At 62.1% G+C, this 20,052-nt stretch carries 20 protein-coding genes and 1 tRNA gene; 7 read left to right on the plus strand and 14 right to left on the minus strand.

Going from position 1 to position 20,052, the window contains the following annotated elements:
• Positions 1-598 precede the first annotated feature (598 nt).
• Both AC1DCM_RS07550 and AC1DCM_RS07555 read right to left on the minus strand, forming a co-directional pair.
• Positions 599-1,051 carry a hypothetical protein gene (locus tag AC1DCM_RS07550; protein WP_477517840.1) on the minus strand — a complete coding sequence of 151 codons (453 nt, stop codon included), beginning with the start codon at positions 1,049-1,051 and terminating at the stop codon, positions 599-601.
• A gap of 143 nt (positions 1,052-1,194) precedes the next feature.
• A complete protein-coding gene (locus AC1DCM_RS07555) occupies positions 1,195-2,145 on the minus strand; it encodes an HhH-GPD family protein (protein WP_477517841.1) in 951 nt (316 codons plus the stop codon).
• 179 nt (positions 2,146-2,324) lie between these two features.
• Between AC1DCM_RS07555 and AC1DCM_RS07560 the strand changes: the two genes are divergently transcribed.
• Positions 2,325-3,044: a hypothetical protein gene (locus AC1DCM_RS07560; protein ID WP_477517842.1), complete on the plus strand. Its 720-nt coding sequence runs from the start codon at positions 2,325-2,327 to the stop codon at positions 3,042-3,044.
• Between the two features lie 48 nt (positions 3,045-3,092).
• Here the strand turns inward: AC1DCM_RS07560 and disA are convergent, their stop codons facing one another.
• From disA to AC1DCM_RS07580, 4 genes are all read right to left on the minus strand, one after another.
• Positions 3,093-4,169 carry a DNA integrity scanning diadenylate cyclase DisA gene (gene disA / locus AC1DCM_RS07565; RefSeq protein ID WP_477517843.1) on the minus strand — a complete coding sequence of 359 codons (1,077 nt, stop codon included), beginning with the start codon at positions 4,167-4,169 and terminating at the stop codon, positions 3,093-3,095.
• 264 nt (positions 4,170-4,433) lie between these two features.
• A complete protein-coding gene (locus AC1DCM_RS07570; RefSeq protein ID WP_477517844.1) occupies positions 4,434-5,057 on the minus strand; it encodes a Pr6Pr family membrane protein in 624 nt (207 codons plus the stop codon).
• A 66-nt stretch (positions 5,058-5,123) separates the two neighbouring features.
• The gene (gene radA / locus AC1DCM_RS07575; RefSeq protein WP_477517845.1) at positions 5,124-6,497 is read right to left on the minus strand and encodes a DNA repair protein RadA; all 1,374 of its coding nucleotides are present in this window, start codon (positions 6,495-6,497) and stop codon (positions 5,124-5,126) included.
• A 47-nt stretch (positions 6,498-6,544) separates the two neighbouring features.
• Positions 6,545-7,672, minus strand: coding sequence for an FUSC family protein (locus AC1DCM_RS07580; protein ID WP_477517846.1), 1,128 nt, complete (start codon positions 7,670-7,672; stop codon positions 6,545-6,547).
• Positions 7,673-7,918: 246 nt separating this feature from the next.
• On the opposite strand from AC1DCM_RS07580, the gene pstS reads away from it, so the two are divergent.
• The 4 genes from pstS (at position 7,919) to pstB (ending at position 12,047) form a co-directional block, all read left to right on the plus strand.
• Positions 7,919-9,037 (plus strand): phosphate ABC transporter substrate-binding protein PstS, encoded by a 1,119-nt coding sequence (gene pstS / locus AC1DCM_RS07585; protein WP_442006605.1) that lies wholly within the window; start codon positions 7,919-7,921, stop codon positions 9,035-9,037.
• Positions 9,038-9,172: 135 nt separating this feature from the next.
• Positions 9,173-10,105 carry a phosphate ABC transporter permease subunit PstC gene (gene pstC / locus AC1DCM_RS07590; protein WP_477517847.1) on the plus strand — a complete coding sequence of 311 codons (933 nt, stop codon included), beginning with the start codon at positions 9,173-9,175 and terminating at the stop codon, positions 10,103-10,105.
• Positions 10,106-11,209: a phosphate ABC transporter permease PstA gene (gene pstA / locus AC1DCM_RS07595; protein ID WP_442006603.1), complete on the plus strand. Its 1,104-nt coding sequence runs from the start codon at positions 10,106-10,108 to the stop codon at positions 11,207-11,209.
• 58 nt (positions 11,210-11,267) lie between these two features.
• The gene (gene pstB, locus AC1DCM_RS07600) at positions 11,268-12,047 is read left to right on the plus strand and encodes a phosphate ABC transporter ATP-binding protein PstB (protein WP_477517848.1); all 780 of its coding nucleotides are present in this window, start codon (positions 11,268-11,270) and stop codon (positions 12,045-12,047) included.
• A gap of 209 nt (positions 12,048-12,256) precedes the next feature.
• Here the strand turns inward: pstB and AC1DCM_RS07605 are convergent, their stop codons facing one another.
• The 3 genes from AC1DCM_RS07605 to AC1DCM_RS07615 form a co-directional block, all read right to left on the minus strand.
• Positions 12,257-13,273 carry an inorganic phosphate transporter gene (locus tag AC1DCM_RS07605; RefSeq protein ID WP_442006602.1) on the minus strand — a complete coding sequence of 339 codons (1,017 nt, stop codon included), beginning with the start codon at positions 13,271-13,273 and terminating at the stop codon, positions 12,257-12,259.
• Position 13,274: 1 nt separating this feature from the next.
• The gene (locus tag AC1DCM_RS07610) at positions 13,275-13,892 is read right to left on the minus strand and encodes a DUF47 domain-containing protein (protein WP_442006601.1); all 618 of its coding nucleotides are present in this window, start codon (positions 13,890-13,892) and stop codon (positions 13,275-13,277) included.
• A 332-nt stretch (positions 13,893-14,224) separates the two neighbouring features.
• Positions 14,225-14,884 (minus strand): hypothetical protein, encoded by a 660-nt coding sequence (locus AC1DCM_RS07615; protein WP_431117486.1) that lies wholly within the window; start codon positions 14,882-14,884, stop codon positions 14,225-14,227.
• A gap of 239 nt (positions 14,885-15,123) precedes the next feature.
• Between AC1DCM_RS07615 and AC1DCM_RS07620 the strand changes: the two genes are divergently transcribed.
• Positions 15,124-15,196 (plus strand) — tRNA-Lys (locus tag AC1DCM_RS07620).
• A 537-nt stretch (positions 15,197-15,733) separates the two neighbouring features.
• Positions 15,734-17,260, plus strand: coding sequence for an arabinosylfuranosidase ArfA (gene arfA, locus AC1DCM_RS07625; protein WP_442016250.1), 1,527 nt, complete (start codon positions 15,734-15,736; stop codon positions 17,258-17,260).
• Here arfA and AC1DCM_RS07630 read toward each other — a convergent pair.
• From AC1DCM_RS07630 to AC1DCM_RS07650, 5 genes are all read right to left on the minus strand, one after another.
• Positions 17,257-17,646: a hypothetical protein gene (locus AC1DCM_RS07630; protein ID WP_442016251.1), complete on the minus strand. Its 390-nt coding sequence runs from the start codon at positions 17,644-17,646 to the stop codon at positions 17,257-17,259. The genes arfA and AC1DCM_RS07630 overlap by 4 nt on opposite strands.
• Before the next feature lie 113 nt (positions 17,647-17,759).
• Complete coding sequence (locus AC1DCM_RS07635) at positions 17,760-18,128, minus strand: hypothetical protein (protein WP_477517849.1); 369 nt, start codon at positions 18,126-18,128, stop codon at positions 17,760-17,762.
• A gap of 11 nt (positions 18,129-18,139) precedes the next feature.
• Positions 18,140-18,862, minus strand: coding sequence for a GAF and ANTAR domain-containing protein (locus AC1DCM_RS07640; RefSeq protein WP_477517850.1), 723 nt, complete (start codon positions 18,860-18,862; stop codon positions 18,140-18,142).
• Positions 18,834-19,760 (minus strand): ANTAR domain-containing protein, encoded by a 927-nt coding sequence (locus AC1DCM_RS07645; RefSeq protein WP_477517851.1) that lies wholly within the window; start codon positions 19,758-19,760, stop codon positions 18,834-18,836. The genes AC1DCM_RS07640 and AC1DCM_RS07645 overlap by 29 nt, the downstream gene beginning before the upstream one ends.
• Positions 19,753-20,049, minus strand: coding sequence for a hypothetical protein (locus AC1DCM_RS07650; RefSeq protein ID WP_477517852.1), 297 nt, complete (start codon positions 20,047-20,049; stop codon positions 19,753-19,755). The genes AC1DCM_RS07645 and AC1DCM_RS07650 overlap by 8 nt, the downstream gene beginning before the upstream one ends.
• Positions 20,050-20,052 lie beyond the last annotated feature (3 nt).

Below are 20,052 nucleotides of genomic sequence, written 5' to 3' on the forward strand. Positions count from 1 at the left end.
AGAAACAACCTGTAGGAAACGACGCCGGAACTCGCGGACCCGGGGGAGCAGCAGCATCGGTAAACGTGTGGCATCCACGGGCTGGGCAGGAGCGCTCGAAGCCACGCGTCGCACTCGGCCAACGAAAGCGGGGCCTGTATTCCACTGTCCTTGCGATGAGCAGCAATGGACACGGTGACACATGTTCCTTGTGGAGCCGGCCCAGCGGCGAACCATCCCCATTCCACGGTCTCCACGACGATCGTCACGTTGATGTTCTCGTCTTCGAATGATGAGGTGGGGCTCATTCGATAATGGCGTCGGCCGCTGTGGCGTGACCCGCGCTGTGAAGACCCGATTAGTGCCTCGCGAAGTTCGTTCAATTCGCTGCCATGTTTATTACGGATCCCAGCGGTGAGGTCCACGGTTCCCACAGTTGCGTTGGGCGCAGTTGCGCTGGGCGCAGGGGCGTCGACGGCAGGACGGATGGATGCCGTAACCGAAAACGTGTCACGGATGGGCTGCTCAGAGCGGTGCACAACACCCCCAGGATTCGACCATCAGGCAGGTCAGATGAGAATACCCGTGAAAAAATCAAATCGCTAGAGGAATCGTGAGGTTACCCCTGCCTCAGCCCCTTCCCGTCAAGCACCACATTGGCGGTGATGAAACGGCCCCACTGCTCACCAAACGGGTAGTCTGCCTTGGGCGTGAACGTCAGCGTCCGCACAGGCAATGCGGTTCCGGATGGAGAGGTGCCGGATACTGTCGCTTCAAGCGGACTTTCTGAGAGCGCTGGCAGTCCCAGGAAGCCGGTCATGGTGCCATCGGGCGAGGACGTTGCGGAGCACACGCCTTCAGGGGAGCACCCCTGGTCCACGGCGATGGAGCCTGGGTTCAAAACCACATCCGCTTCGGTGCATGTCCCGTCCTGGCACGCCTTCATCCTCAATGAAGCAACTGTGTCCACGTAGTCGGCAGCGACCGTGATCGATACGCCAGACGCCTGCGCGATCGCCGGGCAAGGTACCGCCTCAGCGAAGCAGCTGGGAAGAAGTGCCGAGGTACCCATTAGCGTAAATGCCAAACCAATCTTGCCCATGCTTCAGGGTAGGACTGGACCCAGCCGGAGGCGCCGCAACAAAGGGAATCGGCACCCCATCGTTACGGCCCACCCTGGCCTGTTGCCGAACCGACACCGCGCGTCATCGCGGCTTAGGCCGGAAGCCGCAAACCGCCGTCGTGGATTTCCGCCAACCCATCACTGACCAGGCCGTCGAGGGCCCGTTCCAGTTGCTCGGGCGCTGAGTTGAGCCTGTGAAGTGCTGCCAGCGGAATCCCGACGCCCGACGGCGCGAACCCGAGGTCCGCCGGCGCCTGTTCGAACATCTCGCGCGGAATCGGGATTGCAGCTTCGCGGAGGACGGCCATCACGGCTCCCCGGACTTGCCGGTCCGTGCCATGCCAGGATTGGCCCTTTGGCGTGTACGACGGCGGCGGCTCACCTGCCGCGAGCCAGGCGCAGCTTGAGCGCACGGGACAGTCGGTGCACTTGGGGCTCCGGGCCGTGCACACCACGGCACCCAGTTCCATGACGGAGGCGTTCCAGCGCACGGACAGCGGCCGTTCTTCGGGCAGCAGAGTGTCGGCCAAGCGCATCTCGGCCGCGGTGAGCGCCGGAGCGGGCAGGGCGTGCCCGGAGATGAGGCGCGCATGGACGCGACGGATGTTGGTGTCCACCACTGTTTCGCGGCGACCAAAAGCAAAGGCGGCGACGGCGGCAGCCGTATAATTGCCGACGCCCGGCAGGGTCAGGAGCTCGGGATAGTTGTCCGGAATGTCTCCATTGTGCTCGTCGCGGATGGCGACGGCGGCTGCATGTAGTCGCAGGGCCCTGCGGGGATAACCGAGCCGGCCCCAGTGACGAACAGCCGCCCCGGCAGGCTCATCGGCAAGGTGTCCGGGGGTTGGCCAGCGTTCCATCCAGTCACGCCAAACGGGGAGAACGCGGACCACAGGGGTTTGTTGGAGCATGACTTCGCTGACCAGAATGCCCCAAGGGCTGCAATCAGGCTCGCGCCACGGAAGGTCCCTGGCGGTCTCGGCGAACCACTGGTCCAAGGACTGATGGAGTCCGGCGAGTTGGTCGGAACCGGGAAGTGTCATGCGTCAGATCTCCCGGACTGTTGAAGTTTAGGCTGGCGTCGGAGCGCCGGAATTCTGCCCTCTACTGTAGTGGAAACCAGGACCACGACGCTTCTGCGGTGCACGTCACACAGGGCGGGTTTGGCGTCCGGCGGCGTGGTGGTGGCGTGCTGCGGAGTGGGCCCGCCTAGCCTAGAAACATGGCCAATCAGGGTAGGAACCAGTCTTCCGCGCGCACATCAGCGCCGGCGAAGGGTTCTGCCCGTAATTCAGGCGGTCCCGGCCGCCCTGGCTCCCCAGCGCAGAAACGACGTCCAAGCGCCGCCGTTTACCGCCGTCGTCGGCAGTTTGTCTTCGGTGCGCTGCTGCTGGTCATCGCCCTTGTGGTGGCTGGCGTCGTGGCAATCAGTGGTGCGCTTGCAAGTAAGTCCGAGCCCGAGGCGGTCACCCCGGCGCAACCTTCGCAGGTGCCTACTCAAGGGAACGCGCCCACAGCAGGCACTGCCTCCCCGTCCGCAACGCCCACACCTGTATGCGACCTGAGCTTGGTAACAGTGGCTGCTGCTACGGACAAGCCAGCCTACGGGACTGAGGAAATGCCACTGCTCACCATGACCATTACCAACGGCGGGACGACGCCGTGTGACGTCAACGTGGGCACATCGCAAATGGAGTACGTGGTGATGAGCGGCTCGGACCGGATCTTTTCCTCCAAGGATTGTCAGGCCGGAAGTGAAGACCTGGTCAAGACCATCCAGCCCGGCAAGAGCGAGACCGCCAATTTCCCCTGGCAACGCAACCGGACTCTTGAAGGCTGCGCCGCGATCAACGCAAAACCCGGCGCCGGGGGCGCCTACTACACGTTCGAGGCCCGCTTGGGGAACAAGTCCAGTACCAAGGCCGTCTTCCAGTTGAACTAACCTTCGGCGGACAGTGATTTGATAAGTGTCCGACGGCGGCGCACGGCTTTAGAGGAACCTGTCCAGCAAGCTTGCTTCGGCCATGCGGCTCAAACCTTCACGGACGGTGCGTGCGCGCTGGTCGCCGATGCCGTCCACAGTCATGAGGTCATCGATGGTGGCTGCCATGAGGTTCTGCAAACCGCCGAAGTAGTCCACCAAGCGATCGGCGACGGCTTTCGGGACGGACTTGAGACCGGACAGGAGGCGGTAGCCGCGCGGCTGGACCACTGCGTCCAACTGTTCCACACCGCCGGCGAAGCCGATGATGTGGGCGATGCGGCTGAGGTCGATCAGTTCCGTGGGGCCGAGGTTGAGGAGGGCCTGGACGGCTTCTTCGATGTCCTCCGGTGTGGCGTCCGGGTCCGAGTAGTCGCGGATGATGACGTCGCTGCCCGGGCCGCGGCCCATGGTCAGTTCCTCCACTTGCAGTGATAGCAAGCGGCCATCCTCGCCGAGCTCCAGGACGTATTGTGCGATCTCCTCGGAGATGCGGCGGACCATCTCCTGGCGTTGCAAGGTGACAGCCACATCCCTGACGGTGACCAGCGCTTCAATCTCAAGGGCTGAAAGGGAGCTGGTGACCTGGTCCAGCCTGGCGCTGTACCGCTCCAGCGTTGCGAGGGCCTGGTTGGCGCGGGCCAGGACTTTCTCAGAACCCTCCAGGACGTGGCGCAGGCCGTTCACGTACAGCGCGATGATCTGCATCGACTGGCTGACAGAGATGACGGGAACGCCCGTCTGGATGGCGACCCGCTCCGCGGTGCGGTGCCGGGTTCCCGACTCCTGCGTTTCAATGCTGGAATCCGGAACGAGCTGCACTGCGGCACGGACTATGTTGCTGGCGTCCTTGTCGCAGATGATGGCGCCGTCCATCTTGGCCAGTTCACGCAGGCGCGTGGGCGAGAAGTCGATTCCGATATCGAATCCGCCCGAACAGATGGAGTCGATGGTGCGGTCATAGCCCAGCACAATCAAGGCGCCGGTGCGTCCACGGAGGATGCGCTCCAAGCCGTCCCGCAAGGGAGTTCCGGGTGCGACTCTGGCCAGAGTCGCCTTGAGCGACTCTTCCGGGCTCCGGGCCATAGGGTTTCCCTTCGAAGGTGCAAGCCATGGCTCACAGACAAGCTGAATCCGACATCCGCGGGCGCTTCGAAAAATGCCCTGATGACGACTAGCACCATGATATGGCTTCCGGGCACCGTTAACCGCACCAGCAAGCCCCAAAGTGGGTCATTTCGTTATGTGCGGAGACGGCCGGAAGGTGCCTTTTCGGGCGTTCTTGGCAACGCCTGTTTGGGGCTTTTGCGTGGTTGACATGGGCCGATATAACAAATTGGTGTAGATATTCTAGTAATCCACCTGCCGCTTCAACTTATTACCGAGCCACAGCATCGCCAGGCTCACCAAAAGGAAGCCAGCGGAAATCGCAAGGGCAAAGACAACTACGCCACCCCACCCTCCTGCCCTGTTGGGGTCGATGAACCAGTACGGGTACCAGTTCACCAAGGCACCCCGGATCAGGCTGTAGACGAGGTAACCGATGGGATAAAGCAGCCAGTACCAGATGTGGCGGGTGGTCAGCGTTGCCCGTGGCGGCTGGAAGAGCCAATCCACCACCATGACCACAGGGATCAGGTAGTGGACCACGAAGTTGACCCACGGAAGAAGTGAGCCCAGGTCCTCGCCGGCAAGCAAAGCTCCGAATACCAGTCCAACCACGGCCATGGCGATGGTCGCCGTGCCGCGGGTGGCGTCGTCGATCTCGCTGGGTTGTTTGCGGATGAGGACCCTGTAGCCGCTGATGAGCAGCACCAGTGCCGCGAAGATGTTGGAGAGGTTGGTGAAGTAGCTGAAGAAGTTCCAGACGTCATAGCCCATGCCCAAATGAACCGTCAGCTGCGTTCCCACCGCCACCAAGGTCAAAAGGCCAAAGAAAAAGCGTCCCCCAATAAGCACAGTTCTTTTGGTCATGGCCCAATCCTTGCCGAAACGCAGCCCGGCGATGCCCCGACACCCCGCGAGGACGGCCTTTGTGCGCTACGTGATCAGCAGCTCCAACGCCTCGGCCAGATGCCCCACTTCCCGCACAGAGAAACCCTCCGGGATAACGCCGGCACCCGCCGGGCTGGCAGGAACAATGGCGTGCGTGAAACCGAGGCGGTGGGCTTCCTGGATGCGCTGGTTGATTCCGGGCACAGGCCGGACCTCGCCTGCCAGCCCAACTTCACCGAAGGCAATGAGCCGTTGGGGGAGTGCCTTGCGGGATTTGGCTGACGCGACGGCCAACGCCACGGCGAGGTCGGTGGCCGGTTCCGTCAGCTTTACACCGCCAACAGTGGCCACGTAGGAATCGTCCTTGTGCAGCATGCATCCGGCGCGCTGCTGAAGCACTGCGAGCAACATGGCAACTCTGGAGCTCTCCAGCCCGCTGGTAGCCCGCCGGGGTTGGGCATTGGCACTCTCGGCGAGCAGCGACTGGACCTCTGCGAGCAACGGGCGACGGCCCTCCATGGTCACCGTGATGCAGGTGCCTGAGACAGGTTCACGGGTCCGCGAAACGAACAGCCCGCTGGGATCGGCCAACCCTTCGATGCCGGCCTCATTGAGATCAAAGCATCCGACGTCGTCGGTAGCCCCGTAGCGGTTTTTCACAGCCCGGAGCAGCCGCAGACGGGAATGTCGCTCGCCTTCGAACTGGCATACGACGTCCACCAGGTGTTCCAGCAAGCGCGGCCCTGCAATCGTTCCTTCTTTGGTTACGTGGCCCACCAGTAACGTGGTCATGTTCCGCCGTTTGGCCGCGGAGATGATTGATGCAGATACTTCCCGCACCTGGGAGACTCCACCCGCGCTGCCCTCGACGTCGGCACTGCTGAGCGTCTGCACAGAGTCCACGATCAGCAGCTTCGGCTCAAGCTTCTCCACCTGGCCCAGCGCCTGTCCAAGATCGGTCTCGGCGGACAGATACAACGTATGCGCGACAGCATCGATCCGCTCCGCGCGCAGCTTCACCTGGGCTGCGGATTCCTCGCCCGTGATGTACAGGACGTCCTGCCCGGTGCGGGCAAACTTCGCGGCAACGTCCAGCAGCAGCGTGGACTTCCCGACGCCGGGTTCCCCAGCCAGCAGTATGACGGCACCGGGGACGAGCCCCCCTCCAAGGACGCGGTCCAGCTCGTCCACACCAGTGGGCAGGAATGCCGCTGTTGTCCCATCTACCTCAGCGATACGGCGGGCGGGCTCCAAAACGGTAGCGGCCGCCGTCGTACGCGCAACCGTGGCGCCATACTCTTCAACGGTTCCCCATGCCTGGCACTCACCGCAGCGGCCCACCCACTTGATGGCCGTCCACCCGCATTCGGCGCATTTGTAAGCGGGTGTCTTGGATGCACGGGAGGTCTTGGAAGCCATGGGTTCAAGGTTAGTCGGGGGGACTGACAGTATTAGCCTCGCGGACCCTACAGAGCCGGCAGCACGTCCCGGGCCTCATCCGATTCCAGTCCGCTCGCCTCCAAAAGGTCCACCATGAGCGGCCGGAACAGCATCACCACCGTTTCGCCCTCAAGCTTCTGGACGTCGAGCATTTTGGGGTGCAGACGCGAGGCTACGTCGGTCAGCTCATTGCGGGCGTGACGCAGATGGACACGACGGGTTCCCTCGCTCTGCTCCGCCAGGCCAATGGTCAGTTCATCGATCGCGGCCGCAGTTTCCTGCAGGACCTCGGAGATGCTTTCAATGGCTTCGTCGGATAACGCGGCATGGTTGATCGCGCTGGTGAGCCTGCGGGCAAAAACGCGGCTGTTGCGGAGTGCAAGATCGATGTATTCCAACGAATGCTCCAGGCTGGCTAGCTCGTCGCGGTGCCTGCGATGGGCGGGAGCCAGAGTCGCGACCTCGCCCGAGGCCCGCAGCGTCTGCCGCATCCGGTCCACCAGTGGTTGGCAGTTACGGCCGCGAATCAGCGCGTGCCAAGCGATGGTGGAGTCGCTTTCGACCATGGCCTTGGCACACTCGCGCAGCACCTCGGCGAGTTCGTGAAGGATCTTCTGGACATCCTTCCGCGGCTCACGTCGTGGATCCTTCGGCACCAAAATGGTCACAAGCAAAGCGAACACGCCGCCAACCACTGCATCCAGGCTTCGCGTGAACGGCCCGCCGGCCGGCGCCGGCAGCAGCACCACCAGCAGCGACTGGAGCCCCAGTTGGGTGGTGAAAATGGTCCCGCTGTCCAGGAACCTTGCCAGCAGGATAGAGAAAAGAAGCACGACGGCGGCCTGCAGGATTCCAGCGCCCAGCCAGTGGAGCAGGAGGTCACCCACCACGATGCCGAGCGTGCAGCCAAGACCAACCTCAATAACACGACGCAGGCGGGGATCACGGGAGAAGCCGAGCGCTATCAACGAAGACGTGGCCGCAAACAATGGCCCTTGGTGGCCCAGGACATATTCCGCGAAAGCGTAGGCACCCACGGCACACACGGTCATTTGAACGGCCGGAGTCAGGGAGTTTCGGCTACGGACCAAGCCCGTCCGGACTCTGCCACGCAGGAACCTCTTGCTTGCAGAAAATCCCTTCGCGGCAGCCATGTCCTCCAGTCTATTTGCCGAACCACGGCAACCATGACGTGCCGGACGCTAAGCAGGGCCCCACTCAAGGTGGCGCGCGCCACATAACCCAATGGTCCGCCGTCGTTCACTTTGCGTTCACCTTCCACGTCAGATCCCGTTACCTGCGCTCCATACCTTCAGTAAAGGAACAAAAGGTCCTCAGCTCGCGCACGCCGAAATCTCCGTCGGCCCGCATCGAAGAATCCCTGGAAGGGGCACATCCAAGTGAAGGCAACTCACTTCGGCCGCAACGCGGCAATCGCGGTCATCGCAGCCGGCGCACTCGCGCTCACTGCTTGCGGTTCAGACAACGCAACGAACACCCCGGCCAGCACTCAGTCGGCAGCCGGCATGAAGGTGACCGGCACACTCACCGGCGTTGGCTCATCTGCGCAGGGCGCAGCAATGGACGCCTGGAAGTCTGGCTTCGCCGCCGCAAACCAGGGCGCAACCGTGCAGTACTCCCCGGATGGTTCCGGAGCAGGCCGCAAGGCCATCATCGATGGCTCGGCACAGTTCGCCGGCTCGGACGCATACCTGAAGGACGAGGAGCTCGCGAGTTCCAAGGCCAAGTGCGGCCCTGAAGGCGCAATCAACATCCCGGTGTACACCTCCCCGATCGCCGTCGCCTTCAACGTCCCCGGCGTCATGGACCTGAAGCTCGACGCCGCTACGGTCGCCAAAATCTTCCGCGGTGAAATCGCTAACTGGAACGACCCCGCAATCGCGGCCCTGAACGCCGGCGTTACCCTGCCGGACCTCAAGGTCACCCCCGTGAACCGCTCTGACGATTCCGGAACCACCACCAACTTCACCGACTACCTCGCAGCTGCTGCTCCCGAGGTCTGGACGGACAAGGCTGCAGGCATCTGGCCGGCAACCCTGAAGGGCGAGAACGCCAAGGGCACCTCCGGCGTCGTCAAGACCGTCACCGACACCCCGGGTGCCGTGACCTACGCCGATGACTCCGCTGTTTCCGGCAAGCTGGGCACCGCCTCCATCAAGGTGGGCGAGGAATTCGTCAAGATCTCCGCTGACGCCGCTTCCAAGGCCGTCGAAGCCGGCAAGCCCGTTGAAGGCCGCGCTACCAACGACGTCGCCATCAAGCTGGACCGCAAGACCACTGTCTCCGGCGCCTACCCTGTGGTGCTCGTTTCTTACCACGTCGTTTGCACCACCTACGAGACCAAGGCAGTCGCTGACCTGGTCAAGGCCTTCGAAAGCTACGTAGTTTCCGACGAAGGCCAGAAGACCGCCGCTGACGCTGCCAAGTCCGCACCGCTTTCCAAGTCGCTGCAGGACAAGGCCAAGGCCGCCATCGAAACCATCAAGGCCAAGGCCTAAGGTTTCCGGCGGGTTTGACTGAACCCGGCTAAACACTGAAGTTCCCTGTCCCGCGCGGAGTGGCTGAAGCCGTTCGCGCGGGATTGGGAACTTAGCCATGTAAGACCAGTTCACTCCAGACTGAAGGATCGTGAAGTGACCACCAACTCCCTGACAACCTCCCAAGGCGCAGGACGCGCCGGGGACAAGGTTTTCTCCGGGGCCGCCATGGCCGCAGGGTGCCTGATTCTCGCGGTTCTCTTCGGAGTCGCCCTGTTCCTTGTGGTGCAGGCAATTCCTGCGCTCGTCGCACCGCCCGCTGACATCCAGGGCGGCAACGGCTTCTTCGCCTACATCGGCCCGATCGTGGTGGGTACGCTCATCGCCGCCGTGATCGCGCTCGTCATCGCAACCCCCGTGGCAATCGGGGTAGCCCTGTTCATCTCGCACTACGCCCCGCGCCGGTTGGCTTCGGGGCTTGGCTACGTTGTGGACCTGCTGGCCGCCATCCCCTCCGTTGTCTACGGTGCCTGGGGCGCGGCGTTCCTGGCCAAGGAAATCTCCCCGGCCTACGACTGGCTCGCCAACAACCTGGGCTGGATCCCGATCTTCCAGGGCCCGGCATCCGCCACCGGCAAGACCATCCTGACCGCCGGCATCGTCCTGTCCGTCATGGTCCTGCCCATCATTACCTCGCTGTCCCGTGAAATCTTCCTGCAGACCCCCAAGCTGCACGAGGAAGCAGCGCTCGCATTGGGAGCCACCCGCTGGGAAATGATCCGTATGGCCGTTCTTCCGTTTGGCCGTCCGGGCATCGTAAGCGCCATCATGCTTGGCCTGGGCCGTGCGCTTGGCGAGACCATGGCAGTTGCCCTGGTGCTGTCCTCCGGAGTCTTGACTGCAAGCCTCATCCAGTCCGGCAACCAGACCATCGCCGCCGAAATCGCGCTGAACTTCCCGGAAGCCAGCGGGCTCAAGGTCAATACGTTGATCGCCGCAGGCCTGGTCTTGTTCGTTATCACCCTTGGCGTGAACATGATTGCCCGCTGGATCATCACCAAGCACAAAGAATTCTCGGGAGCCAACTAAATGACCGCCACCGTAGTCCGTAAGCGCTCGGCGCTCACCAAGGGCCAACTGCCCAAGTTCGCTCCTTACATCGTCCTGGCCGTCGCCCTGATCGTGGGCGCAGCCATTCTGGCCCTTATCGGTTTCAACGCCTTCGGTTGGGGCCTGGTCTCCGCGATCCTGTTCACCATTGGCTTGGTCACCTGGAGCGCCGCCGTTGAAGGTGCCCGAAAGGCCAAGGACAAGCTGGCCACGTGCTTGATCGTCGGGGCCTTCCTGATTGCCCTCCTGCCGCTGATCTCCGTCATCTGGACCGTGCTGGTCAACGGCATTCCCGGCCTGGTAACCCCCGGATTCCTTGGTACGTCCATGAACGGCGTCACCGGTGCCTTCGACAACAAGGCAGCGGAGGAAGGCGGCAAGGTTCTCGGCGGCATTTACCACGCGCTGTTGGGCACTCTCCAGATCACGCTCCTGGCCACAGTCATCTCTGTGCCAGTGGGTCTGCTCACCGCAATCTACTTGGTGGAATACGGCAACGACCGTCCCTTGGCCCGTGCCATCACGTTCTTCGTGGATGTCATGACCGGCATCCCCTCCATCGTGGCCGGCCTCTTCGCGGCAGCGTTCTTCTTCGCGGTTGTTGGCCCGGGCACCAAGACTGGTGCGGTAGCCGCCGTCGCGCTTTCCGTCCTGATGATTCCTGTGGTGGTCCGCTCCAGCGAGGAAATGCTCAAGATCGTCCCGAACGAACTCCGTGAAGCGTCCTACGCGCTCGGGGTGCGTAAATGGCGCACCATCACCAAAGTGGTCATCCCGACGGCGATCTCCGGCATCGCGTCCGGCGTCACCTTGGCGATCGCCCGGGTTATCGGCGAGACCGCTCCCATCCTGGTCACCGCAGGCTTCGCGACCACCATCAACAACAACGTGTTTGGCGGTTGGATGGCCTCGCTGCCCACGTTCATCTACACCCAGATCCTGAACCCGACGTCGCCGTCCAACCCTGGTCCCTCGGACCAGCGGGCATGGGGCGCCGCTTTGGTGCTGATCATCCTGGTGATGCTCCTGAACCTCGGAGCCCGCCTCATCGCCCGTCTGTTCGCACCGAAGACGGGTCGGTAGCCTCTTCTTAGGCGCGCCGCTTCAAACTTCCAGAAACCCCCAAGGAATAAGGAACACCATGTCCAAGCGCATCGACGTCAAAGACTTGAATGTCTACTACGGCAGCTTCCTGGCTGTTGAGGACGTCAACATCAACATTGAAGCCAAGTCCGTCACGGCCTTCATCGGCCCGTCCGGCTGTGGCAAGTCCACCTTCCTCCGCACTTTGAACCGCATGCACGAGGTCCTTCCCGGTGCACGCGTCGAGGGGGAGGTCCTGCTGGACGGCGACAACCTCTACGACCCCGGCGTTGACCCCGTTACCGTTCGCACCCAGGTTGGCATGGTCTTCCAGCGCCCCAACCCGTTCCCCACCATGTCCATCCGGGACAATGTTCTGGCCGGCGTGAAGCTGAACAACAAGAAGATCTCCAGGGGTGAAGCCGATGCCCTCGTGGAGAAGTCCCTGGTTGGTGCCAACCTCTGGAACGAGGTCAAGGACCGTCTGGACAAGCCCGGTTCCGGTCTTTCCGGCGGCCAGCAGCAGCGCCTCTGCATCGCACGCGCAATCGCCGTTGAACCCCAGGTGATCCTGATGGACGAGCCTTGCTCAGCACTGGACCCCATCTCCACGCTCGCCGTCGAGGACCTCATCAATGAGCTCAAGGACCAGTACACCGTGGTGATCGTGACCCACAACATGCAGCAGGCCGCCCGTGTGTCGGACAAGACCGCGTTCTTCAACATCGCAGGCACCGGCAAGCCCGGCAAGCTCATCGAGTTCGCAGACACCACCAGCATCTTCAACAACCCCGCCCAGAAGGCGACAGAAGACTACGTCTCCGGCCGCTTCGGATAAGGGGTCTGCAGGTTCCGGCTTTCTTGGGGGAGCCGGCAATGAACGACGGCGGCCGTCGCCTTGGGGGTACGGCCGCCGTCGCTTTTTTGTAGCCAAGTAGGTCGCAGCAGAGCGCGTTTTGAGCCTTCATAACGCGCTCTGCTGCGACCTACTTGGGGAGGACGCTGGGATTGAGCCCGCCCCGGGAAGGTGAGCCCCGGCGTCGGGCGTTAAGTTTTGGCCAGGGGCGAGAACGCCAACTCAAGGACGAAAGCCATGGCGGCTGTGACGAGCGGCGTAGCAACCCAGAACAGGAGAATCCTGCGCACAAGCCGCCTGTTCGTGGTGGCGAAGCGTTGATGGGTGCCCGCACCCAGCACGGACGCGGTCAGCGTGTGCGTTGTGGACAGCGGCAGCTGCAGGCCGATGGCGCCAATGAAGAGCATCACGGACGTCACCGTTTGCGCCACGAACCCTCGAAGAGGGTCCACGCGGATCAACTTGTGGCCCAAAGTGTGTGAGATCCTCCAGCCACCAAACATGGTGCCCGCTGTCAGCATGATCGCCGTCAGAAGGAGGATCCAGAGCGGCAACTCGCCCCCACTGGACAATCCCGCCGCCACCAGCGCCAGCAGGAGAACGGCCGCGGTGCGCTGCCCATCCTGGAGTCCATGGCCAAACGCCACAGCAGCAGCAGAGACAGCTTGCGCCCGGCGGAAACGCCTGTTGATGACATTCGGCTGCGCATAGCGTGCTGCCCAAGTCACTGGCCACACGAGCAGATATGCCGCCACGAAAGCGATCAAAGGGGACAGGACCAAAGGCAACGCCACTTGGGTCAGGAGGACGTTGTCCACGCCGTTGATGGAGTTCCCGCCCACCAGCCCGCTCGCAGCCCCCGCGCCTATCAGCCCGCCCACAAGTGAGTGGGTGGATGACAAAGGGATGCCCCGCCACCACGCGTACACGCCCCAGATGATGGACGCGGCGAGGGCAGACGTCAGCATCGAGAGCCCGCCAATGCCATTGGGCAAGCTGATCCAGGACTGGGTAAATGCGAGCACGAAGCTGCCACTGAGCATAGCGCCGATGAAGTTGAAAACAGCTGCCAGAAGTACTGCCACGGATGGCGTGAGGGCGCGTGTCCTCGTGGATAGCGCTACGGCATTCGAGACGTCACGGAAGCCGTTGAGGAACGCGAACCCTGAAGCCAAACCCACCACGAGGATCAGGAATGCAACGATCACGTCATGATTCCTTGACGATGATGCTGCCTACCTGCGTGGCGATCTTCCGCATATCCTTGGTGACTTCCACCAACTGGTTGGCGATGTCCCGGTGCCGCGCATACTGCGTGGATTTCATGTCTTTCAGCATCTCGGCCACCCATGTGCGGTGGGTTCGCTCGGCACGTTTCGCCAGCCTGAGGATTTCAATCCAGTAGTCCTCAAGTTCGTCAAGGTCCTCGAGTTTCCGCATGGCGTCAACTGTCAGCTCGGCTTGGCGGCTGATGATCTCCAGTTGGTCGGCCGCGCGCTTGGGCAGCCGCTCCAGTTTGTAGAGGGCAACCAACTCGCCTGCGGCGTCGAGCTTCTCCATGGCCTCGTTGAGGTGGCGGGACAGGGCGTACATGTCCTCGCGGGGGAGCGGGTTCACGAAGCTGGTGCGCATGTGCGTCAGGAGCGCAAAGTGCAGGTCCAGGGATTTCGACTCGTGTTCGTGAAGTTCCTCAGTCAGGCGTTCGTGCTGACTGGCCTGCGCACCAAGGATCTCGGACAGCGTTCCGGTGGCGGCCACAATGACGCCGGCCATCTGCGCGAGCAGTACGAGCCCGGCAGGTTCCTGGGGGAAAAGGCGCAGCTTCATTTCGCTTCCGGGCTGGGGACGGATGGGCTGCGGGTAGCTTGACTTGACGCTTCCCGCTTCGGCCCCAACTTTACCGGTACGACGACGGCCATCGCTAAGTTTTCGGGTGTGGCCGTGGCTCACACTCAGGGGTGGCTAGCCCGGACCCGTGCTTGGGCATAAAAATGGTGCCGAACCGGATACGCCTCTCGGCGGTAGGCCGCTCGAAGCGGCTATAAGTTGAAGCCCGGGGGTTTCGCGGTTCGGCACCAGTTTTAGTGTTCTACGTCGGTGGGGCTAAGTCAACATTGACAGGCCGGACAGGACGTGGGTAGATTCCGGGTTTTTAGGAGCTAATCCAGCTCTCCCAGGCGCCATGCGTTGGCGGCGTGTTCGAGGTCCTCGGCCGTCTTTACCAGCTGGTGTGAATTGCGCGTGAGCTTGCTGGCATGGCTTTCATTGCTGTGCTCCGCGCCGTCCGCCAAGGTCGCCTGACCGAGCGCGACAACCCGGCAGAATGCAGCAGAACGTTCCAGTGCGACGTCGAAATCGCCGTCGAACGCGCCGGACAAAATGGCGTCCGCCATAGTCTTCATTTCATCTGCTCCGGGTGGTTCCGCAGCCCCGGCAACCACGTTGGATACCTGCGCAGTGTCGCGGCCCGCCCTGAAGTACACCGAGATGCGCTCGGGATTCTGGATGGTGGCGGCGCGGAGGGCGTAGAGCCGCCATAGTGCGCCGGGAAGGGATCGGGCGGGGCTCTCGGCCCACATCTCGGCGATGGCTTCGAGACCTTGCTCATCCGCAAGCTTTACCAAGCGGCGCGTGACCTTGGGGTCGTCGCTGTCACGGCCACGTTTTACGAGCGCCTGGGCGGCCAGGTGGGCAGCCTCAGACACGCGGGCGGGATCTGCCCCACCAGCGAACGGTTCGAAATCGATGGGCGCGAAGGGCTTGGGCTTGTGGTGCCTGTTCGCTCCGCCGTACGCACGTGGTCCTGGCTGTTCGCTCATGAGTTCACCGTACTCCTGTGCCCTGATGGGGTCGAGTAACGGTTTCTTGGGGTGTTCGCGCGCTGGGCGCGTGCCTTCCCCACCTACTTTGCCGCCGTAAGTGGGCCGACACGCCGCTGCCGCTGCGCGCCGTCGTCGGCTGTTCGCTCAAAAGAGGTGACGACGCCGCGTGGCCGGGCGCGTTCCTCGACTGGCTTGACGTTGAGGTACAGTATTCATGGCTGTTTGAACAGCTGGAGGGGCCTTTAGCTCAGTTGGTAGAGCATCGGACTTTTAATCCGTGGGTCGTGGGTTCGATCCCCACAGGGCCCACCCTTTCTGCAGGCCGGAGACGTTGAGTCTCCGGCCTGTTTTGTTCCCGGGGGAGAGCGTCTTCTGCTTCCCATTCTGGGCCGCCCCATACCACACTCACGCCTGTGGATAAGCCATGCAAAGTTCTTTGCATGTAGCCAGAACATGTAAAAAATACGCCGTTTTCTTTACATGTCGGACCCCAAATGCCAAGCACCGAACCAAGCGATGGCAGGTTGTTCTGACCTTTCGGTTCGCGATCCTGTTCAGGGCGTCGGCAACTTCCGTGCGTCCTGCTGAGTACTGACCAGCGCCACTGATCGGGTGGGGGTCGTCTTCGACGCCGGGCAAGAGGACAGCGAACAAGGGCAGTAACGAAGCGAACAGGCGCCCGGACCCCTGCCAACGGACAAATCACCGCCGCGCGCAGGGGTGAATTATCCTTTGAGCGGTGTTCCCCGGAAAAACTTCTTGACTCGCACACCCCGCTCCCACCAACATAGTTTCTATAACGTTGTAAATTGACGCATCCACAAAGCAAACAGACAAGGACGCCCCTTGGGAACTCAAGAGACCCCCACCGCCAAAATCACCATCGATCCCGCATTTGTCGTCGGTCCAGTCAGGCGGAAGACGTTCGGCGCCTTCGTCGAGCACCTGGGCCGATGCGTCTACACGGGCATCTTCGAACCCGAACACCCCAACGCCGACGAGGACGGGTTCCGCACCGACGTCCTGGAACTCACCAAGGAGTTGGGCGTCTCCACGGTCCGCTATCCCGGCGGTAACTTCGTCTCCGGCTACCGCTGGGAGGACGGAGTTGGCCCACTGGATCAGCGTCCAACGAGGCTTGACCTTGCCTGGCACTCGAGCGACCCAAACCTGGTGGGCGTGGACGAGTTTGCGAAGTGGTCCGAGAAGGCAGGCGTTGAGCCCATGATGGCGGTCAACCTGGGCACCCGTGGGACGCAGGAAGCACTGGACATCCTGGAATACTGCAACATCAAAGGCGGCACCGCGCTATCCGAACAGCGCAAGGCGAATGGTGCCGTCGAGCCCCACAACATCACTATGTGGTGCCTGGGGAATGAGATGGACGGCCCCTGGCAGATCGGCCACAAGACGGCTGGCGAGTATGCGCGCCTCGCGGCCGAAACTGCCAGGGCAATGCGCATGGTCAACCCGGACCTGGAGTTGGTGGCCTGCGGAAGCTCGAGCCCCAATATGTCCACATTCGGGGAGTGGGAGCGCGTTGTCCTCAACGAGACCTACGAGCTGGTGGACCTGATCTCCGCGCACCAGTACTTCGAGGACTTCGGGGACCTTCAGCAGCACCTGTCTGCCGGGCACCGGATGGAGGCCTTCATACGGGACCTCGTTTCACACATCGATCATGTGAAGTCTGCGACCAAATCGGAAAAGCAGATCAACATTTCCTTCGATGAATGGAATGTGTGGCACGGTTCCCGCGTCGAGTCCAAGGCTCCCACGGGCGACGACTGGCCTGTTGCGCCGGTTCTGCTCGAGGATCGCTACACGGTGGCGGACGCCGTGGTGGTGGGTGACCTGCTCATCACGCTGCTTCGCAACACGGACCGTGTCCACTCGGCCAGCCTCGCGCAGCTGGTCAACGTCATTGCACCGATCATGACGGAGCCGGGTGGCCGCTCCTGGAAGCAGACCACGTTCCACCCGTTCGCGCTCACGTCCCAGCATGCCTCGGGTACTGTGCTGAACCTTGCCGTCGAGTCGCCGAAGCTGGACAGCGAAAAGACGGCCGGCTTCAGCTCGCTGTCAGCCGTGGCTACCTACGACGCCGAAGCCAAGGAGGTTGTGGTTTTCGCCGTGAACCGTTCGGCGACGGACGCACTCACGCTCGACGCCGCCGTCGGGGGTTTGGGGGCCGCCAGCGTCATCGAGGCCGTCACTTACACGAACAAGGATCCGTACTGGAAGGCGACAGCGGATGATTCGACGTCCGTCCTGCCTTCAGAGAACGTCAGTGTAACGCTCGACGGCGGCCGGCTCACCGCCGCGCTTCCGGCCGTGAGCTGGAGCATGATCCGGTTGTCGCTGGAATCCTAGGCGATTGCCTGCGAGCCGTCCTGGAAGATCGGATACAACGAAATCGGTGTGACCGTCGCTTCTGACGGAGCGCCCTGGGCCGGCTCCGGCGCCTGCGTTACGGGCGTCGGAGCCGGTTGCTCGGCAGCGACGATTTCCATGGATTCCATGTCCAGAAGTCGTCGGCTCCCGGTTTCTGCATCCTGGAGCCAGAACAGATCGGTACCTGCGACTGTCTTGAGCACCGTGCCCCGGTGGTAAAGGCGGCCGTTGTGCCACGCCTCTATGTATTCGCCCGGGCTGAGAGCGTGTGGCTCCTCCTTACTGCTCGGCAAGGTGCCAAAGGCCTGAGCCAAGCTTGCCTGCGTCTTCAACGCCTGGAAAAGATCCCTGTTTGCAGTGCTCATGTTTGCTCCCCCTCAGCCAGTTTGCTGTCGTTTTGGGCCGATCGGCCTCGTAACTACAGCCTTCCGCATTCATGTTGCCGGGGCGTTGCAGATGGATGAGCGCTGTGTGACGGCTAGGAGGGATCGGCTTCGTCACCGGGAATGTTAGGCCCGGAACCGGACTCGGAGTCGGCGGAACCCCGCTCGGCGTCACCAGAACCAGGTTCGGAACCGTTCGAATCCGAGGAGGGAAGCTCGTCAGCATATGGTGCGTGGGGACCGGCTTGGCTGTTCAGGAGCTCGTTCGCTGCCATGGCAAGGAGATCCCTTTCCAGTTCCGGAACGGACAGCATTCCCTGCAAGTACGCCTCCACTTCATACTCACCCACGGACCCGCCGATGCTGAAGTACTGCAGCCACAGCGTGCCCGTGTTGATCCGCGCCGCGGAGAGGGCTTCCAGGAGCCTTCGGCGTTGCTCGGGTTCTTTACGTTCGAAGCCCATATCCTGCGGCCTTAGCTGTGGTCTGCCGGGATCCCGGCTACAAGCTCGGCGCTGACGTCCTGCAGGGTTCTGCTGTGGTCTCGGGCGTCCCCTATCAATTGCTGCAGGGCCCGTTCATGAGTGATTTTGTGCCGTTCCATCAAAATCCCGCAGGCCCGGTTGACCACATCGCGGCTGTGCAGGGCGGCCTGCAGGCCCTCACTGATGCGCTTGGGTGTCTCGGTGCTTTGAATGTGGGAGAGAAGGGTCGCAGCAGGAGAGGAAAACAGGCCCATAAGGGAGGCCGTGTTGTTGTCATAGACAAAGGCCTGGGAAGCGTAGACCTTCATAGCGCCAATGCTGTGCCCGTTTGCGATAAGAGGCGCGCTGACCACCGATTTGATGGGAAGAGAGCTGACAGCAGTGCGCCATTCCGGCCACCGCGGGTCCGTGCCCAAATCCTCGATCAGCACAGGTTCTTCCGAAGCCCACGCCGTCAGGCAAGGACCTTGGCCCAACTCATATTGCAGGAAGTCTGCCTGCTCCACGATGCTGTCCGTGAATCCGGTGCTGGTCCTCCGTGCCTGCGAATCGAGGATGGAGACCCCTGCACCGAGCGTGCCGGGTACGGATTCCTTGATGGCCTGGGAGAGGCTCTGAACGGCTTGGTCAACCTTTTCCTCGGTCAACAAGAGGCCCAGAATCCGGCCGATGGCGCCCGAAAGCTCATCCAGAGGAAGCTGCTTCTTGGTCATGATCTTCTTCCCGGCCGTTCAGGTCGGCTGGCCGACTGAAACAATCTTTGAAATCGCTGGACTCCCGTGTTCTAAATCCCAGCCTAATGGGTTTCGGACCAGAAAAACCGCATGTAGACAGGTTGCTTGCTATTCCTCGAAAGCTGCGGGCGATGATCCCTTGGGCCACTACGCGAAGTTTGATGTTGCGGTGGCTGGACGCGCTGACGAGGATTTGGAAAGCCGCGTCCCGGCTGCAGCGGTTCTGCGCCATGATGATTCCGACGGCGGTGTCGATGATCGTGCGGGATTCCAGAGCGGCGGTGAGGTTCTCGCGGGCGTCCCGAAGCTGGGCGATCTTCAAGGCCAGATGGAGGGCTTTGGCGCCGGTGGCCGTGACACGCTCTGCCGACAAAATATCCTCGTGGGAAAAACCGTGAGTGCGAGTGGAATAGAGATTCACCACGGCCTCCGCGGTGCTGTTCAATTCCATGGGAAAGGCCAGGATAGAACCCACATTGGTGGCCGCAGCAGCCCGCATGTACTCGGGCCAGCGATCTTCGTCGTGGACGTCCGGGACGTGGGTGATAGTGCGTGTGCGAAGGGCAGAAAGGCAAGGGCCATCGCGGAAGCTGTTCTGGATCTCGTCCAACTTCCTGGCAAGGGTATCGCTATCGGCCACGGCCACCGGTTTCTTCTGCCGGATGACGGTGACTCCGCAGGCAATCGTGTTGCCGTTCCGGGTGAGCTTCTTTGCGATCAATGCGGCGAGGTCCTGGAGGAATTCACGGATATCGGCATTCTCCACCAAGAGATCCTGCAGATGTTCCACGAAGTCCGTCAGATCCACGTGATCTTCAACGGGACCGGGGAAAGGGAGAGGGCTGTTAACGTACCGTGATGGCTGGGTTTCAGTCATTGTCTTTCCTTACTATTCCTCCGCCCTGCTGGCCGGCCGGTTCTGTCCGGCCGTCTGCGGTGAGTTCCCTGAAGGCAGTATCTACGAGTTCCATCTGGCCTGGGGCAAGGACCAGAAGTCCGTTGAGGTAGGCGTCCAGCACCAGCTCATCGGCGTCCCCTCCAATGCCGAAGTAGTAGGTCCACAGACTGTTAAGGCTTACATTTCCGTTTCGAAATCTGTCCGCGGCGTGCATGCGCTGGTCAAATCTTCCATCGTGTTCCGGTGCCTCCCAAGGTTCGGCATTCATAGA

The sequence above is a fragment of the Paenarthrobacter sp. 10N417 genome (genome assembly GCF_056394745.1).

What these genes read in the sequence shown, in the direction of transcription:
- AC1DCM_RS07580 (WP_477517846.1), bottom strand. Translation starts at nt 7,672, where the DNA reads ATGGCTGCCGCGAAGGGATTTTCTGCAAGCAAGAGGTTCCTGCGTGGC.
- AC1DCM_RS07550 (WP_477517840.1), bottom strand. Translation starts at nt 1,051, where the DNA reads ATGGGTACCTCGGCACTTCTTCCCAGCTGCTTCGCTGAGGCGGTACCT.
- AC1DCM_RS07610 (WP_442006601.1), bottom strand. Translation starts at nt 13,892, where the DNA reads ATGAAGCTGCGCCTTTTCCCCCAGGAACCTGCCGGGCTCGTACTGCTC.
- AC1DCM_RS07640 (WP_477517850.1), bottom strand. Translation starts at nt 18,862, where the DNA reads ATGACCAAGAAGCAGCTTCCTCTGGATGAGCTTTCGGGCGCCATCGGC.
- AC1DCM_RS07650 (WP_477517852.1), bottom strand. Translation starts at nt 20,049, where the DNA reads ATGAATGCCGAACCTTGGGAGGCACCGGAACACGATGGAAGATTTGAC.
- AC1DCM_RS07555 (WP_477517841.1), bottom strand. Translation starts at nt 2,145, where the DNA reads ATGACACTTCCCGGTTCCGACCAACTCGCCGGACTCCATCAGTCCTTG.
- AC1DCM_RS07635 (WP_477517849.1), bottom strand. Translation starts at nt 18,128, where the DNA reads ATGGGCTTCGAACGTAAAGAACCCGAGCAACGCCGAAGGCTCCTGGAA.
- AC1DCM_RS07645 (WP_477517851.1), bottom strand. Translation starts at nt 19,760, where the DNA reads ATGACTGAAACCCAGCCATCACGGTACGTTAACAGCCCTCTCCCTTTC.
- AC1DCM_RS07630 (WP_442016251.1), bottom strand. Translation starts at nt 17,646, where the DNA reads ATGAGCACTGCAAACAGGGATCTTTTCCAGGCGTTGAAGACGCAGGCA.
- disA (WP_477517843.1), bottom strand. Translation starts at nt 4,169, where the DNA reads ATGGCCCGGAGCCCGGAAGAGTCGCTCAAGGCGACTCTGGCCAGAGTC.
- AC1DCM_RS07560 (WP_477517842.1), top strand. Translation starts at nt 2,325, where the DNA reads ATGGCCAATCAGGGTAGGAACCAGTCTTCCGCGCGCACATCAGCGCCG.
- pstB (WP_477517848.1), top strand. Translation starts at nt 11,268, where the DNA reads ATGTCCAAGCGCATCGACGTCAAAGACTTGAATGTCTACTACGGCAGC.
- radA (WP_477517845.1), bottom strand. Translation starts at nt 6,497, where the DNA reads ATGGCTTCCAAGACCTCCCGTGCATCCAAGACACCCGCTTACAAATGC.
- AC1DCM_RS07615 (WP_431117486.1), bottom strand. Translation starts at nt 14,884, where the DNA reads ATGAGCGAACAGCCAGGACCACGTGCGTACGGCGGAGCGAACAGGCAC.
- AC1DCM_RS07570 (WP_477517844.1), bottom strand. Translation starts at nt 5,057, where the DNA reads ATGACCAAAAGAACTGTGCTTATTGGGGGACGCTTTTTCTTTGGCCTT.
- pstA (WP_442006603.1), top strand. Translation starts at nt 10,106, where the DNA reads ATGACCGCCACCGTAGTCCGTAAGCGCTCGGCGCTCACCAAGGGCCAA.